This is a genomic window from Mesorhizobium sp. WSM4819, assembly GCF_055811215.1.
In genome coordinates this window covers 1-14,719 of the sequence record NZ_JBVVQO010000018.1, presented here as the reverse complement: position 1 = coordinate 14,719, position 14,719 = coordinate 1, and the positions used below count along the sequence as shown (strand labels likewise).

19 protein-coding genes are annotated in these 14,719 nt (G+C 60.1%); 6 read left to right on the top strand and 13 right to left on the bottom strand.

Features of this window, described 5'->3' with window-relative positions; translation table 11 throughout:
* Positions 1-114 precede the first annotated feature (114 nt).
* The 5 genes from AC0L18_RS17580 to AC0L18_RS17560 form a co-directional block, all read right to left on the bottom strand.
* On the bottom strand, positions 115-567 hold the full coding sequence (locus tag AC0L18_RS17580) for a KTSC domain-containing protein (RefSeq protein ID WP_473493526.1): 453 nt from the start codon (positions 565-567) through the stop codon (positions 115-117).
* A gap of 231 nt (positions 568-798) precedes the next feature.
* Positions 799-1,098 carry a DUF1236 domain-containing protein gene (locus AC0L18_RS17575; protein ID WP_473493525.1) on the bottom strand — a complete coding sequence of 100 codons (300 nt, stop codon included), beginning with the start codon at positions 1,096-1,098 and terminating at the stop codon, positions 799-801.
* A gap of 499 nt (positions 1,099-1,597) precedes the next feature.
* Entirely contained in the window at positions 1,598-1,882 is a 285-nt protein-coding gene (locus tag AC0L18_RS17570) for a DUF982 domain-containing protein (RefSeq protein WP_051505740.1), read from the bottom strand.
* A 9-nt stretch (positions 1,883-1,891) separates the two neighbouring features.
* A complete protein-coding gene (locus AC0L18_RS17565; protein ID WP_473493523.1) occupies positions 1,892-2,581 on the bottom strand; it encodes a hypothetical protein in 690 nt (229 codons plus the stop codon).
* A 7-nt stretch (positions 2,582-2,588) separates the two neighbouring features.
* Complete coding sequence (locus AC0L18_RS17560; protein ID WP_473493522.1) at positions 2,589-2,918, bottom strand: hypothetical protein; 330 nt, start codon at positions 2,916-2,918, stop codon at positions 2,589-2,591.
* A gap of 28 nt (positions 2,919-2,946) precedes the next feature.
* Here AC0L18_RS17560 and AC0L18_RS17555 point away from each other — a divergent pair, with 28 nt between their 5' ends.
* The gene (locus tag AC0L18_RS17555) at positions 2,947-3,198 is read left to right on the top strand and encodes a hypothetical protein (RefSeq protein ID WP_091591642.1); all 252 of its coding nucleotides are present in this window, start codon (positions 2,947-2,949) and stop codon (positions 3,196-3,198) included.
* 100 nt (positions 3,199-3,298) lie between these two features.
* Here AC0L18_RS17555 and AC0L18_RS17550 read toward each other — a convergent pair whose 3' ends face one another.
* The 4 genes from AC0L18_RS17550 to AC0L18_RS17535 form a co-directional block, all read right to left on the bottom strand.
* A complete protein-coding gene (locus AC0L18_RS17550) occupies positions 3,299-3,562 on the bottom strand; it encodes a hypothetical protein (protein WP_473493520.1) in 264 nt (87 codons plus the stop codon).
* Positions 3,563-3,859: 297 nt separating this feature from the next.
* Complete coding sequence (locus AC0L18_RS17545) at positions 3,860-4,225, bottom strand: low affinity iron permease family protein (RefSeq protein ID WP_287066071.1); 366 nt, start codon at positions 4,223-4,225, stop codon at positions 3,860-3,862.
* On the bottom strand, positions 4,222-4,605 hold the full coding sequence (locus AC0L18_RS17540; RefSeq protein WP_473493518.1) for a hypothetical protein: 384 nt from the start codon (positions 4,603-4,605) through the stop codon (positions 4,222-4,224). Before AC0L18_RS17540 ends, AC0L18_RS17545 begins: the two co-directional genes overlap by 4 nt.
* 344 nt (positions 4,606-4,949) lie before the next feature.
* Entirely contained in the window at positions 4,950-5,189 is a 240-nt protein-coding gene (locus tag AC0L18_RS17535; protein ID WP_473493516.1) for a hypothetical protein, read from the bottom strand.
* A gap of 873 nt (positions 5,190-6,062) precedes the next feature.
* Here AC0L18_RS17535 and katE point away from each other — a divergent pair.
* The 4 genes from katE to AC0L18_RS17515 all read left to right on the top strand — a co-directional run bounded on the left by katE (position 6,063) and on the right by AC0L18_RS17515 (position 10,091).
* Positions 6,063-8,174, top strand: coding sequence for a catalase (gene katE, locus AC0L18_RS17530; RefSeq protein WP_473493514.1), 2,112 nt, complete (start codon positions 6,063-6,065; stop codon positions 8,172-8,174).
* 20 nt (positions 8,175-8,194) lie between these two features.
* Complete coding sequence (locus AC0L18_RS17525; protein WP_473493512.1) at positions 8,195-8,704, top strand: DUF6894 family protein; 510 nt, start codon at positions 8,195-8,197, stop codon at positions 8,702-8,704.
* A gap of 115 nt (positions 8,705-8,819) precedes the next feature.
* Positions 8,820-9,428: a cysteine hydrolase family protein gene (locus tag AC0L18_RS17520; protein ID WP_473493511.1), complete on the top strand. Its 609-nt coding sequence runs from the start codon at positions 8,820-8,822 to the stop codon at positions 9,426-9,428.
* Positions 9,429-9,452: 24 nt separating this feature from the next.
* Positions 9,453-10,091: a DUF6766 family protein gene (locus AC0L18_RS17515; RefSeq protein ID WP_473493510.1), complete on the top strand. Its 639-nt coding sequence runs from the start codon at positions 9,453-9,455 to the stop codon at positions 10,089-10,091.
* Between the two features lie 211 nt (positions 10,092-10,302).
* Here AC0L18_RS17515 and AC0L18_RS17510 read toward each other — a convergent pair whose 3' ends face one another.
* From AC0L18_RS17510 to AC0L18_RS17495, 4 genes are all read right to left on the bottom strand, one after another.
* Entirely contained in the window at positions 10,303-10,608 is a 306-nt protein-coding gene (locus tag AC0L18_RS17510) for a hypothetical protein (protein WP_473493509.1), read from the bottom strand.
* Between the two features lie 120 nt (positions 10,609-10,728).
* A complete protein-coding gene (locus AC0L18_RS17505; RefSeq protein ID WP_473493508.1) occupies positions 10,729-11,874 on the bottom strand; it encodes an extracellular catalytic domain type 1 short-chain-length polyhydroxyalkanoate depolymerase in 1,146 nt (381 codons plus the stop codon).
* A gap of 149 nt (positions 11,875-12,023) precedes the next feature.
* A complete protein-coding gene (locus AC0L18_RS17500; RefSeq protein WP_473493507.1) occupies positions 12,024-12,950 on the bottom strand; it encodes a hypothetical protein in 927 nt (308 codons plus the stop codon).
* Positions 12,951-13,112: 162 nt separating this feature from the next.
* The gene (locus tag AC0L18_RS17495; RefSeq protein ID WP_473493506.1) at positions 13,113-13,610 is read right to left on the bottom strand and encodes a YciE/YciF ferroxidase family protein; all 498 of its coding nucleotides are present in this window, start codon (positions 13,608-13,610) and stop codon (positions 13,113-13,115) included.
* Between the two features lie 711 nt (positions 13,611-14,321).
* Here AC0L18_RS17495 and AC0L18_RS17490 point away from each other — a divergent pair.
* Positions 14,322-14,534 carry a hypothetical protein gene (locus AC0L18_RS17490; protein WP_023803175.1) on the top strand — a complete coding sequence of 71 codons (213 nt, stop codon included), beginning with the start codon at positions 14,322-14,324 and terminating at the stop codon, positions 14,532-14,534.
* Positions 14,535-14,719 lie beyond the last annotated feature (185 nt).

The following is a 14,719-nucleotide window of genomic DNA, read 5'->3' as shown; positions in this document are numbered from 1 at the left end:
TATTGCGAATTTCGCGAGTCCGGCCTCGCTCAATCTGGCGCGGCCTTCAATCCTCTTCCCGGAAATCCGGAGGACACGCCCACACCCCGCCGGTTGGGCCCGACGGTCGGTTGCCTACTCCGCAGCGGCTGTCGGGCCGTCCCTGTCACAGTTCGGGACAATCAACGTGGGCCGAGAGAGAACCAACAACCCCGCAACCGGGATCAAGGCAAGCGCCACGGGCCGCTTGCGAAGGACGAAGCAGAGCATTTCGAGTTCTGCCCAGTGTGTGGCCAAACGTTCGACAAGCGAAACCTTGGCGAGGTGCTGCATCATTATCTTCCCGACCATGAGCCGTTGAAGCTCGATGGATAGGTGAGTTGGCTTTCGCATACGGCTGGGGTCATCCAGAATTGTTGAGGTCCCGACCAGGCGGTGCCGGAATCGATTGCGGATGCGCTCGTTGAAGAAGCGGCCCTTGGCGAATGCGGCTCGGCACTCGGCGAAGGTCTCCGGCGGCACATCCTCAAACAGGTAGCATTTGCCGCTCAGCATATCGCCAATCGCCTGCAATCCGGTCGGGTTCATAAGAGCACCCTCAATAATGGCCTGCTGGCTTAGTCTTATCTAAAGGTGTCTTCTCTGCGTCGTAGCGCTGGGGCAATCGGACCAACAACGAAGGCACGGGCTTGTCCTCATCCGGCGATACGGCGCCTTGTTGGCAACCCGAACCATTGTCCCCAGATCGCGTTCCTCCAGAAAAGAGAAAAGCCCGCCGCACCCTTTCGGCACGGCGGGCTGTCCTCCCAGTCGCTTACGTCATTCGATGATCTTGATGATCTTGCGTGTGCCTGGGTCAACGAGAACGGTCCGGTTGTCGACGACAACGGTGCGGTATTTGGTGTTGGGGACTTCATGAAGTTCGACAGTCTCGGGCAGGGTTGAGCCGATATTGAGCTCCACTCCAGGGATTTTGACCGATGCGAGCGGCTGCTTTTTCACGTATTCCCTAATGACCGTCTCCTGTTCAGGCTCGATGACTACGTCCTGAGCGGCAGCAGCACCGAGGCCCGCCAGCAGCAGAAATCCCGCGGCTGCAGTGGAAAGATGCATTCTCATAAGTGCCTCCTTCGTGAGGGCTGATGCGCTGAACGCGTCTTCGCGCCAGACTTAACAAACCCCAGCCAGCTGCATTTGTTCCCCAAAAGCCCCTCAAGGCTGATGCGCGACAGGACCTAGGTCTCGCCTGTTTTGGCATAATAGGCCGGACATAGCGCCACCCGGAGCCGCCGCTGCGCATAGCCGTTGATCCCTGCAAGTTCACGGGAAGGAGCCCATGGAAAATAGTGTCCACCAAGCTCGCTGGTTACTCGCTCCGGTCTTCGCAGTTTCGACCACATTCCTTGCGATTGGAATAATCGTTAGTTAGGGATCGTTCTAGGAACGACCGGACTTGACGATTGGACGGAGCGACGAATTGACCTCTGCGCAGCTAAGTCCCTTCCTGCGCTGATAAAGGACCACCCGCCACTCCTCGATTTGGCGGGTGGTCCATGCGGCTGACCAAGTCCGCTCAGGAGGCCTGTCAGCGGTTTAAGGTCGCGCGGGCGGCATCACCTCACAGCAGGTCTTCGGCAACCCCGTCGAATTTCCTGAGGCCTATGCTTGGAGGCTTTCGCTTAAGAAGGCCCTGTTCACTTGCGGCCGCCTTGAAGGCATCGAACGCGGCTTGTTGGGTGCAGTGTCCAGCCAGGCATTCCTCGATCATTCGAATTGCTTCAAGTCGGGATGGCTTGTCCATGAATGGCCATGGTTGCTGAAGCGCCGTCTCAGCATCGGGGATCGACGCAATCAGCATCGATCTGTCATTCAGGTAGATTGTAATCGGAATAAACGCCGGCATCTTTGTCGCTCACCAGGATTGAAGGCGGCTAAACGCGAAGACAAGGCAGTGGTTGCATCGTTGTAAATTCAGAGCGCCGCTTTCCGATACGGGGGGACGATGGCGGACGAAGACGATGACTATGAACCGGTCCAAGCGAGAATTATCGGCATCGACCACCCTCTGAACGCGAGGATGATCCTGCGGCGTGTGTTTCCAGCCCTTCGTGATGGCTTCCGCCCTCACCGCGCCCTTGGCGATCGCCTGCTGAAATGCGATGTCTTTCGAAGCTCCAAGCGCGGCAAACGTCTCGTGCAGTCCAATCGTGTCGGCGCGGAGCTTCAAAAGGCTGTCGAAATATCGGCTAATGATCCGCGCCACCAGGTTGGTAGGGATTGGTTTACCATCTCGAATCGCAGCTGTGATCGTGCGGTCGAAACGTTTGTCGCGTCGCTTCCGATTCAGATAGGCCCGCAACTGGTCGGGCTCGCCGGAAAGCAGTTCATCGCGGGCTCGGGCAACATAGTCGCTCTGAACTGTGGTGAGCCCGATCACCCCACCTTCTCCGCGGCCAGTTACCCTGTTGACGCGGCCTACTACCTCCAATGCGGCCCTCGTTGGATTGGCGCCACGGGCAAGGCCCTTAGAAAAAGCGGCACGGATCGCAACTTGTTGATCAGCAACAATGTTGGTGACCAGTTGCGCCGAGTGCTCGCGCAATTAGGTCTCAGCCATAAAGATTGCGCGCATCCCAACGAAGAACGACCTGAAGGCCGCTCGGATCGCGCAGCGCCGGCATCTGTTCGACCGTGGCGACACCGCCGCCGTTGTAGGCCTGCCGGATGCCTTCTTCCAGCGGCCGAAACGCGGCCTCGTCGAGGTTCATGGCTACAATGGCGCCGTTGACGTCGCCGCGCTCCAAGCGCTCCACCACACGGCGCAGAACGATGTTGGAGCGGATGTCGTCGATCGCCTCGATAAACGCGGTCCGCAGCATCGGCTCATAGGTCGAGACAAGCTGTTCGAAACGATCACGGGGGGATAGGCGTTTGAGCATTCGTTCCTGACCTTAAAAGGAGACTGGTATGGATGTCTTGGCCCATCATTCGACGGAGCTTGTGGTGCTTCGCATCGCACTCATGGCAATTGCATCAATGGTTGCTGAGCAATCGGATGACCCAGATCGGGCATTGGCTGACATGGAAGAGCAGGCACTGTCCACGTTCGATCATATGGAGATCGATTTTTCCGGTTTCGAAGGGGACATCGCTGTTGCCAAGTCTCACATGCGGTCGTCGCTGGCGTCGCTCTTTTCTGGGATATCGCTCGGCGGCTAACCCGCCACGAAAGCGATATACGCGACCGACGTCCCGGCCGGCGGGACCGGCCGTAGGTCCTTCATGACCAACTCGACGCCGTCGATGACGAGTGTGTCGGTCATGGCGGGGACGATCGAGGGTACTGCGAAAGTGATCTGTTGTCGGTCGCCACAGTGAGGGTGCCGTCGACGTATTTCTGAGACACGCGGCGCATCACCGCATCGGGTGGATAGACCGTCGTCACTGGCTCGCCCGGTATCCATGGCGTCGACGGATCTGGCGGCGCTGTGACCGTGCGGGTTAGCATGACAACGCCCTGCTTGAACTCGCCGAGCATCTCGCTCGCGAACTCCTGATGCATCTCGTCATAAAAACCGGCCATCAGACGACCAGAATATCGGGCAGGCCATACATCGCGCCGATCAGCGGCGCCAACAGCCCGTCTATGATGGTCGAGACGCATCCGGGGCAAAAATGTTGCCGCTGTCGCCGGGGTCAAAGAACCCCCGCTCGATGCCCTCAATACCTTCAGAGCCGAAGCGGTGTGCTTGCGGACTCTGACGCGCTAAGGCTTTCGTACTCCAGCAGCCATTCTACTTCAGCTTTGATCTCAGCTCGGGTCATGCGGCCTTCCGCTTCTGCGCTTCCCGCGGCCAGTGCTTGGCAGCCGCTGGCGTAATTAGGCGCCACGGACTCCCTCGTGCTTAGCTTCTTGATCAGCCGCCGCTGCTTCCAATTCAAGCCGCGCCAAATGGGCTTTGATCTCCTCAGGCTCGGCGTGCTCCAGCCCGACGACATTGTTCCTCGTTTCCTTCAATGCAACGATGATCTCGTCGAGCTTCGCATGGATGGCAGCGGTGTCGCGGTAACCCTGGATCAGTACGACCCCGGTAATCACTATCGCAGCTACAGAAAGCGCATAGGTGATTACGTTTGTTAGCCCAAACGGAACCATCGCAGTGCAGGCTATCATCGCGGCGAGCAGCACATAGAAGCCGGGCGGACGGGACAGAAAGTCGGCGATCACAAAGAGAAATCGGTTCATGCGAATCCCCAATAAGCCACATAATCCCGATTGGGGCGGCATTTCGGGTGCTCGTCAATGGCGCAAATCACACAGCTTGATTGCGCCGCCTCGCCTCTTTGCTGGCATCGGCGCTCATTGCGCTCGGCAGCCCAAGAGAAGTCGTCATGTTCCGATGAAAGGATCTTGGCGAACGCGCCGTCGGCGATCCACGAATTCCGGCGGTCCCGTTCCCCCGCATCTTCCGTGATCGTAGCCGAAACACCCCTGATTTCATGATGCAACAGCCTGATTTCGGCGCTTTCGCTATTCTGCGAGGCCCTGCGGGCGAGAATGATCGCGATTTGCTGCAAAGCCCGGTTTTTTCTATCCCGTCCGGTGTTCGGGTGGATGCCCTCCACCTTGAATCACCGGCTGCGGAATGACTTGTCGCCGACCTTGGATCTGGCCCGGGCGAGGACGCTCGGCGTTCCTTCTCATTGCCAACGGCGAGCAGCCATTCGTTGCAGCGCCTCGAGCTCGCTGATCTCTTGTCTCGACGGCAGGGTGCCGATCCGGTTCCAGAACGCCCTTCGCTCCTACGCTAGCGGGTCTGCCTTAGGGTCGAGCTTGTCGCCCACCTCTTTGCACCACCCGAGCTTATCGGTGTATGTGTGAACATAGGGCAGCTGCTGGGCCGGCCGGCCCGACATGTTCATGGCTGGCGCGCTCGATCTCGGCCGCGCGGATGAAGCGCTCCGCGATTTCACCGATGTTCATGGCGCGCCTCTTTTTCCTGGCTGTTCTGCTCCTCGCCGCCGTCCGTCCGGTTGATTGTCACCGTGCACGTAATCAGGGTGTCCCAGTCCGGGCCGTGTTCAATGACGTTATGGAACTCGGAAATTTCTTCCAAAAAGTGCTCGATCGTGATGGGGCCGTTCTGGTGGTCGTAGACGAGAACAGCTTTCCAGCGCTTGTCGCCATGAAGCGATACGACGTTACTCATGCCGAATTTCTCCTGCGGTCATCGAACAAATCTGGCTGGATTGAACAGCAACCCTATCTGCCTAGGCAAGCTCGCCTTCAGCACCATCACGGCGCACATGGCCGCGTCTCGCGTTGCCACGATACTATACTGACGCGACGGTCCTCTCATCTCGGCATACGTGCAGCCGTGCATGGCATACGTGCAGCCGTGCATGCGGGCCACGAGGTCGATGACATGCCGAGCCGTCACCAGCTTGACCACCGTTGCAAATCTCAGGCGTGGCCCCTGGAGCGGGTTCTGGCTTCGGCGGCTTGGGAAACGGCGCAGACCTTCATGCCCGCACCTTCCTGCGCTCGATCCACCTGCTTACCTTTGACAATGTCGGAGAACGCTTAAAAAGGACGCACACAACGGAACACGAATCCGCCGCAACCCGGGTGGGTAATTAGTTGTTGCCTTGTCGGTTTTTCTTCGGTTTCGCTACCAATGCAGCAGGAGGAGCGGTTTCAGCCTTAAGTCGTTGCTCTCGCAGCCGAGCAGTCTTTGCATCTCGTGCTGCGCGCTCAATGTCTGTTAATGCCCTTGCAGCATCCGACGTGCGCTCCTGCCTATCGTATTTTTCTTGATGGGTTAAGCCTAGTATTTCCCGTATTTCCTGTCCTCGATCTGACGGTATGGCGCTCTGTTGGCGACCCGAACGATCGTCGCGAGATCGTGTTCCCCCAGACAACGAAAAAGCCCGCGCCTCTGGCGGAGCGCGGGCCCGATGTTCCGGCAGCCGAGTGCTATTCTTCGAAATGCGGGCCACGTGACACCCACCAGGAACTTAGGTGGGTGTCCCAGCATTGAGGGAGACCTGCAGCCGCCCCCTCCTTTTCAAGGAATTCAAGCATGGCCAAGACAACCAGACAGTCGTCGGGCAAGCCCGCGACGATCCATGATCAAAAGCTCGTGCGGGGGAACGGAGGCGAGCTTCATCAGATCGCCGAAGCCGACAGCGAGATCCTGACGACCGCCCAAGGCGGCCCAGTGGCCGATGACCAGAATACTTTAAGGATTGGCCAGCGCGGACCGTCACTGATCGAAGACTTCCACTTCCGTGAGAAGATTTTTCATTTCGATCACGAGCGCATTCCCGAGCGCGTCGTGCATGCACGCGGCTATGGCGCGCACGGCTTCTTCGAGACCTATGAATCGCTAGCGGCTTACACCCGCGCGGATATCTTCCAGCGTGCCGGCGAGAAGACGCCGGCCTTCGTGCGGTTCTCCACGGTGGCCGGTTCGAAAGGCTCGTTCGACCTGGCGCGGGACGTGCGTGGGTTCGCCGTCAAATTCTACACCAACGAAGGCAATTGGGATCTCGTCGGCAACAACATCCCAGTTTTCTTTATTCAGGACGCAATCAAGTTTCCCGACGTCATTCATTCAGTGAAGCCGGAGCCTGATCGTGCCTTCCCGCAGGCGCAATCGGCACACGACAATTTCTGGGACTTCATCAGCCTGACGCCCGAATCGATGCATATGGTCATGTGGGTCATGTCGGATCGGGCGATACCTCGGTCCTTCCGGTTCATGCAGGGATTCGGCGTTCACACGTTCCGGCTGGTCAATGCGAAGGACGAATCCACCTTCGTCAAATTCATCTGGAAGCCGAAGCTCGGCATGCAGTCGGTCGTTTGGAACGAAGCGGTCAAGATCAACGGCGCTGACCCCGATTTTCATCGACGCGACCTCTGGAATGCCATCCAGTCTGGTGATTTCCCGGAATGGGAGCTCAACCTCCAGCTCTTCGATCAGGACTTCGCGGACAGTTTTGACTTCGACGTTCTGGATCCGACCAAGATCATTCCGGAAGAACTCCTCGCGCCGGTCCCGGTCGGCCGCTTGGTGCTCGATCGTATGCCCGACAATTTCTTCGCCGAGACCGAGCAGGTCGCGTTCATGACGCAGAACGTACCGCCCGGCGTCGACTTTTCCAACGATCCCCTGCTGCAGGGTCGAAACTTCTCCTACCTGGACACGCAACTGAAGCGTCTCGGCAGCCCCAATTTCACCCATATCCCGATCAATGCACCCAAATGCCCGTTCCACCACTTCCAGCAGGATGGCCACATGGCGATGCGCAATCCGGTCGGCCGCGTGAACTACCAGCCGAATTCATTCGGCGAAGGCCCGCGGGAATCGCCGCAGCACGGTTTCCGGTCGTTCGCCGAGGCGGAGGAAGGCCAGAAAGTCCGTTTGCGCGCAGAGAGCTTCGCCGACCATTACAGCCAGGCGCGACAATTCTTCAACAGTCAGACCGCGCCTGAGCAGAAGCATATCGCCATGGCGCTGTCCTTCGAGCTCTCCAAGGTCGAGACAACGGTTATCCGCGAGCGCATGGTGTCGCATCTCCTCAACATTGATGAAGGCTTGGCAGAAACTGTCGCTGACAAGCTTGGCATGAAGCAATTGCCCAAGCCCGCGGATGCGGCGGTCGCGCCGAGGGACGATCTCGAACCATCGCCGGCGCTCAGCATCATCCGGAACGGGCCTGACAGTTTTGCTGGCCGCAAGGTCGGTGTGCTTGTCAGTCCCGGCGCCGATGCAGCGCTGCTGAAGAACCTCCAGGCAGCGATCGAGAAGGAAGGCGCAGTGATGGAGGTCATAGCGCCCAAGGTGGGCGGCGTCGAGGCGGCGGATGGAAGTCTCATCGCTGCAAAGCACATGATCGACGGCGGGCCATCGGTCCTGTTCGACGCAGTAGCGCTGATTCTCTCCGAGGAAGGAGCGGAGCGCCTGACGGGCGAGGCCGCCGCGCGCGATTTCGTTGCCGACGCTTTTGCTCATTGCAAATTCATCGGCTTCACGTCGGGCGCCGTCCCACTGCTGCAGAAGGCCGGCGTCGATCCGGAAGCCGATGAAGGCATGATTGGTCTCGATGATCCCAAGGCGCTTATCGGTTTTATCGAGGGCTGCCGCAAGCTGCGTCTCTGGAGCCGGGAAATGGCCGTCAAATTGTAGCGATGGTGACGGAGTTTCTCATGCAGATCCTTCGAACCGAAGTTACCCAGGCAACCGCCCCGACCGGACAGCCCATCCTGCGCGTGATCTTCTGCGGCGAAGGCGGTGACTGCGTTACCGGCGACCTGGCACGCATTGACGGCGGAAACAACGAGGCCGCTATCAATCGAGCGAAGGCGGTCCTGGTCCAGATCGCGACCTTCGATTTGGCTGTGAACGACTATGGTGCCCGAAGCAATGGCAATTTTGACGAAGTCGCCGTCACAGCGGAGAATGACGAAAACGGCGGGCTCTACATCTTCGAGTATCGCGACGGCGGACGCGGCCGTCAGGTTCCTCCGTCCAGGATGCCAAGATTAGAGGCTGCGCGGGAGGAAGCAGTTCGATGCGCTATCGATCTTCTGGTCGACTTTCAGCCGGGCACGGACGATCTTTCAGGTTGGCTCGTGCGCCTGCGCGACGGGAACGGCGAACTGCTGTACGCCATCGACGTGCAGGAGGCGCAAGCGGCCCGCCTGACAAGACCATGAACCGGCAACGGCTAAAGGCGGATTGGCAGAGATGCGAGGCTACGGCGGGGCCTCCCGGGCTATGCCCGCGTTCAGATAGTGGCTATGCATCACCCGACCGCGGCCGCGGCTGATCATGGCCGCCCTAGGCCTGGTACACGGTCCGCTTGGTGAGAATTCCCTACATCTTTGCGTTGACATGCAGCGCCTGTTCGCGCCGGGCGGCCCTTGGGCCGTGCCGTGGGCGCAAAACGTGCTGCCGGTCATCGAGGAATTGACCGCAAGACATCCGCAGCAAACGCTGTTCACACGTTTTGTTCCGGCCGCTCGGCCCGGCGAAGGACCGGGCATGTGGGCGCGGTATTATCGGCGTTGGGCCGAGGTCACCCTTGCCAACATCGATGCCGGCCTCGTCGATCTGATGCCTTCTCTGGCGCGGTTCGTGCCGCCGGCAAGAACGCTCGACAAGCATGTCTATTCGCCGTGGACTGAAGGCCGGCTCGACGCGATGCTCAATGGGTCAGGGATCGACACTCTGGTCATTACCGGCGGCGAAACCGATGTCTGCGTGCTTGCCACGGTCCTCGGCGCCATCGACCGTGGTTTTCGCGTCGTCCTTGCGACCGATGCCATCTGCAGTTCGGTTGACCAGACGCATGACGCACTGTTGGAGCTCTACCGCTCTCGCTTCAGCGAGCAAGTCGAGGCGGTGATGATCGAAGAGGTTCTGGAGAACTGGCGTTAGCCGGAGCTGCCGAGGGAGATGACCATGAAAAGCTTTTTCCGGGACAATGGACTGACGATCGCCCTGGTGGCGATGTTCTTGTTCAGTGCGATTGGCATGATCTGGTCGGGTCATGCGGCCTACAATGAAGAGCTTCAGAACCACGGATCGGCATCGATTGGGCTGCTCTCCTATCTTGCGAGCGGCGACTTCCTCTCGGCGCTGTTCGAGAACTGGGAAAGCGAATTCCTGCAGATGTCGGCCTATGTCATGCTGACTGCAATGCTGTTCCAGCGCGGTTCCGCCGAGTCTCGTGATCCCGATGATCCCAACCGGCCCAAGGACGAACTTCCGACCGCCACCCGCAGGCGCAACCCGATCCTGTCGTGGCTCTATTCATACTCGCTGGGCTTGGCGCTGGCCCTGCTGTTCATCATCTCATTTGCCTTGCATTGGTGGGCGAGCCTGGCGGCCGCGAACGAGGAGGCGCTTCGGCACGGCGGCGAGGTTCAATCCCTGGGAGACTATCTTCTCGACGCCCAGCTATGGTTCGAGTCCTTTCAGAACTGGCAGTCGGAATTCATGTCGACGGCCGTCCTGGTCCTGCTGTCGATTTTCCTACGCCACAAGGGCTCCCCGGAATCAAAGCCAGCCGGCGCGTCAAACTCCGAAACCGGCGCATGAGTCTCCGCGTGCAGGCAACGATCGCTATGCTTCGGCAATCGGGCGGTGCCGGCAACGGTCGCGAAAGTGGTCGTTGAAGAACCGGCCCTTTTACGAAGGCAGCCTCGTAGTCATAACGCGTGCCGCTCGCGACGAACCACACCGAGAGACCCCTTGTCTCCGGATCGTACTCGGTCTTGCGGATTGACGTTGATGGCAGGATATCGGCGCTCTATACGAGCGCCATTGGCATGTAGCGGATGATCACCGTGTCCTGCCGGAACCGCCGTTCTAGCTCGGCGCGCCGTTTGCGCCAGTCCGGCAGATCGACATCATCCACCATCACTTCGAAGATGACGATATCATCTTTGCTGGACTGCTCGCCATCCTGCCACTGACCTTCCGCGGGCGCCTGCAGGTAGGCTGTGACGCCGTCGAAACGGCTGGCCAGGTCTTCCTTCACACGGTCGAAATCTTCCCGGCCAAATGGGCCACCGGTGTTGTCCGCGCGGGGAAGCAGGATCTGGACGAGGTGCATGGCGACTGCTCGCTGAAAGCGGTCACCGATTCCAAAGAACGACTCGTTCCCTTGCCTGGTCGGAGCCGCTTGATCTTCGCGGGCCGGCGAGACAGTCGGCGAGCGATTTGCGCCGCCCGCCTAGCGCATCAGGCCCGCTGCCCGTAGGGCATCCTCGATGATCTTCTTCACGCCGGGCTGGCCCGATTGATGGATGGCAGTCGGCTGCGGGGGCTTCATCTTCGCGTTTTGTATACCTGGCGCCGGTGACTGGGGTAGTTGCCGTTGGCTGGCGGGCACTTGCGGCCTCGATCTCCGGGAGGCGCTTTCCTCCGATGCCGCGATCCCCCAGAACTGCGCGATCTCGCGTGTGGAGGAGATGCCGACATCAAGCATATAAGGTCCCGGAGCACCCACGCCGTTGCCGAGCGGCGTGCCATGGCCCATCCCGGCGATCATGTTGATTTCGATCAAGGCCTCTCCCGCGCCGTTACGCCAAACCTGCTTTGCGTGCGGTCCGGCAACTTCGCGATGCGTCGGCTCTTTCTCAAGCCGGTGGACCCCCCGCCATTGGCCTGCGATCGCTTCCGCGTTGGAAGGCGAAACCGTGTGGTCAGCGGCACCGTGCCAAATCGAAATCCTCGGCCACGGTCCCTGATGATCCGATGCGCCGCGGAGGGCCCGTTGCAGATCCTGTTCCGAAGGACCACCGTGACCGCGCATGCGATCGAAGGCCTCCGGGATTGTCGTTGCGCTGCCGTAGGGCAGGCCGGCAATAAACACACCGCCGGCAAACACTTCCGGATAGGTCGCCAGCATGGCCGCCGCCATTGCGCCTCCGGCCGAGAGGCCGGTGATGAAGATTCGCCTTCGGTCGAGACCGTGGGTGACGACCATCGTCTCGATCATCTGGCGAATCGACAGCGCCTCGCCCGAACCACGCTTGGTGTCGCCAGGCTGGAACCAGTTGAAACAGAGGTTCGGATTGTTGCCGCGTTGCTGTTCGGGAAAGAGCAGCGCGAGGCCAGCCTCGTCGGCGAGTTGGGACCAGCCGGAATGATGGTTATAGCCGGCCGCGTTCTGTGTGCAGCCATGCAGCACGACGACGAGCGGGGCGCGCCTGGATAGGTCATTGGGAATGTAGAACTTCACTCCCAACCCGCCGGGATTGGTACCGAAGTCGGCCAGCGTCCGGAGATGGACTGACGCACCGAGGTCGGCGGGATGTGCGGCATGTCGCGCCCGCAGCGCGGCGAGGCGGGCGATGGTATCGGAGATTTTTCGCAATGGAGCCGTCCCTGTTGTGACGTCCGGAATGGACGGCCATCTGTGCAACGCACGTGCAGCAATATCGTTGCTGCGTTGCACAAAAACAAAGGAGCGCGGCGGGAGATGAAGTCCGGCCGATCCTCTCGGTCGGCCGGGAGTAGACGTCTTCAGCTTCGACTGGCTGTGAGATGGAGCGCGTCTTCTTCGTCGTCGCGCTGCTTGCCGCCTAACGCTGCCGCTGCGCTGGCGATGAACGCGCCGATCATGAGAGAAAGCGCGCCAACCAGCGCGAAGCTGGCGCCGGCTTTTCTAGCTGTGTCGGCTGCTTCCTGTGCTTGGACTTTGGCCGCCTCGACCTGAGCAAGCACCGCATCAACCCGGGCAGTAGCATCCGCTTGCGACAAGCCAGCGCGAGCGGCCACGAGTTGGCCCAGATAAGTCTTGTCGTCGGCCGAGAATTCGCCGGCCGCCGCACTCGTAATGAGGATGCGGGAGGCTTGTGCGGCTGCTGTCGCATCGCCCTCCGCGCCCGGCGCCGCCAGCCTGGAAGGATTGTTCGGGCGGAACAGCGCATCGACGAAATACGACGCCGCGCCGCTGCCTCCGTCGTTCCCGGCGTTTGCGGTCGCCCCTGCCGAGGCACCCATTGCTGCTCCCGAGGCCACTGTCGAGGCCGCCTTGACGCCGGTGCCGATTGCCGCGGACAGCGCCGAACCGAGCACGAACACGACCAGAAGCGTCGCCAGCGCCCAGGCCATGAATCCGTGCGCGGTATCCCGGAAGAACGTCTCGTCCGTGTGAATGCCGACCCATTTGGTGCGAAGGCGCCCGGTCAGGTAACCCCCGAACCCGGATGACAACCATTGCACGATGACCAGCCAGATTGCAGTGGACACAGCGAAGGTGGTGACGCTGGCGCTTTCGTTGGACCATGGAGACACCATCGTGAGCCCGAGGCCGGACCCGAGAAGCATCAGGATGAACGTCAGGGTCGAGGCAGCGAAGGCGCCGGCGATGATCGGTCCCCAGTTGACTGCGGATGACGAGGACTCGACCGGCGCGGCGACGTCGGTCGCCAGGATGGTTGATGCCATGGATTCCTCCTACGCCATGAACAGCGCGAGAAGGATGATGATCGGAATAGGAACTCCGAGCAGCCAGAGTAGAATGCCACGACCCATGATTGCCTCCTATCGAATGACGGATGTTGGAAGTAAAACAGCCACCCCAACACAGCTGGGGTGGCTGGTGTGTGATCAGGCGGCCTTGGCCATTTCGTTGGCCGAGGCGTCCGCCAATCCGGTGAGCGCCTCGTCTGTCATAGACTCTTCGCCGAGCGTCTGTTCGAGCAGCTTGGCGGCGTCGCTCATGCCCAAAACCTCGGCCCAGCGCTTCAGCGTGCCATAGCGGGTGATCTCGTAGTGCTCGACAGCCTGGGCAGCGGAGATCAGACCGGCGTCCAGTGCGGGAGTTCCCTTGAACTCCTCCATAATCTCCTCGCCCTCCTCGACGATGCCGTCGATCGCGGGACACGTCTTGCCCTGTGCCCGCTTGCCAAGGAGCTCGAAAACCTGCTGCAGGCGTTCGACATGACCGTCGGTTTCGTCCTTGTGCTTCTCGAAGGCTGCCTTCAGATCGGCCGATGAGGCGGCGCGCGCCATCTTGGGGAGCGCCTTCAGGATCTTCTTTTCCGCGTAATAGATATCTTTAAGCGTATCGAGGAAGAGATCGTCCAATGTCTTTTCTTTCGCCATGGCGGATTTCCTTTTGGTTCCAGCGTTTTTTTGTTGTCGTTCACGGGGTTGTGAAACGCATGCTCAACAAGCGCACAACGCCGGAAAGGTTCCCTTGAGAGGTCTCGCTGCACGTCACTCTGACTTCGTGGGGTCAACCCCGGTTCAATTCACTTCCCGCTCCGCCAGCCATTTCGCTATCGAGGGATCGGATGATGCTCTGATACTTGGCGTCTCTATGTATCGAGCTTCTTGAGAATATTTTTGTCGGCGCAGCCATGAACGAGCGCGCCTGACCTTGGGGATGCTGCTCGCCAAAGTCGCCGGCGGCGAGACCAGCCCTTCCACCTAAAAGAATTCTCTGCGAGAACGACGTCTCCCGCCAATCGTGACGCCGCCTGGCCTCCGATCCGGTTGCTCCAGGCGGCCAACAATGCCCCCGGCGAAATAGACGTCCGGTCGTTTTTCGAATTGGCGCGCTGGGGAAGACCAAGGAACAACGACCAGCGGTGATGCCTGCGGGTCAACCGCGCGGTGGGCGCTCGCCGTCGCTTTCGCACAGGTAGTTGTGAATGTCGGTTGCAGCGACCGCTGCGTGCCCGAATGCGACCGCGAGCTGGTTGAAAGACACAGGAGGCGAATGGTGCTTCGCTTTGGATAGTGAGGGCGCATAGCCTGGCTTGATCCGGCGACGCGAGTCCGACGGCGAGGGATATCTATGAGGAAGCCTGGATGATCAGACCGCCAAGACGACAGGGCGAATACGCGGATCGGGAGATCGATTGCCAAGAGGCCATGGAGCCCGGCTTTCAGGCTATCGTCGGTTGCATGCTGGAGCGGCTGGACGCCAAGAGGCACCAGCTCCCGACCGCCCACGCCCAGAATCCCCGCCGGCCGGCCGCGCCAAAGTTAAAACGCAATCAGCCGACCACCACGATTGGCTGAGATGGTAGAAAGCTGGTTATTCTCATTGGTCGCTCCAACAAGCCACTGAGGTCCTGGGCAGGGCAGTATCGCTATCACATCGACTCGTCGCATGGGGATGTCGCAGTATTTCTGCAGGCGGCGGATGTTTGTTTGTGAGCGCAGGTCTGCCACCTGCATCCTTTGGCGCTTTCATACGTTTGCCC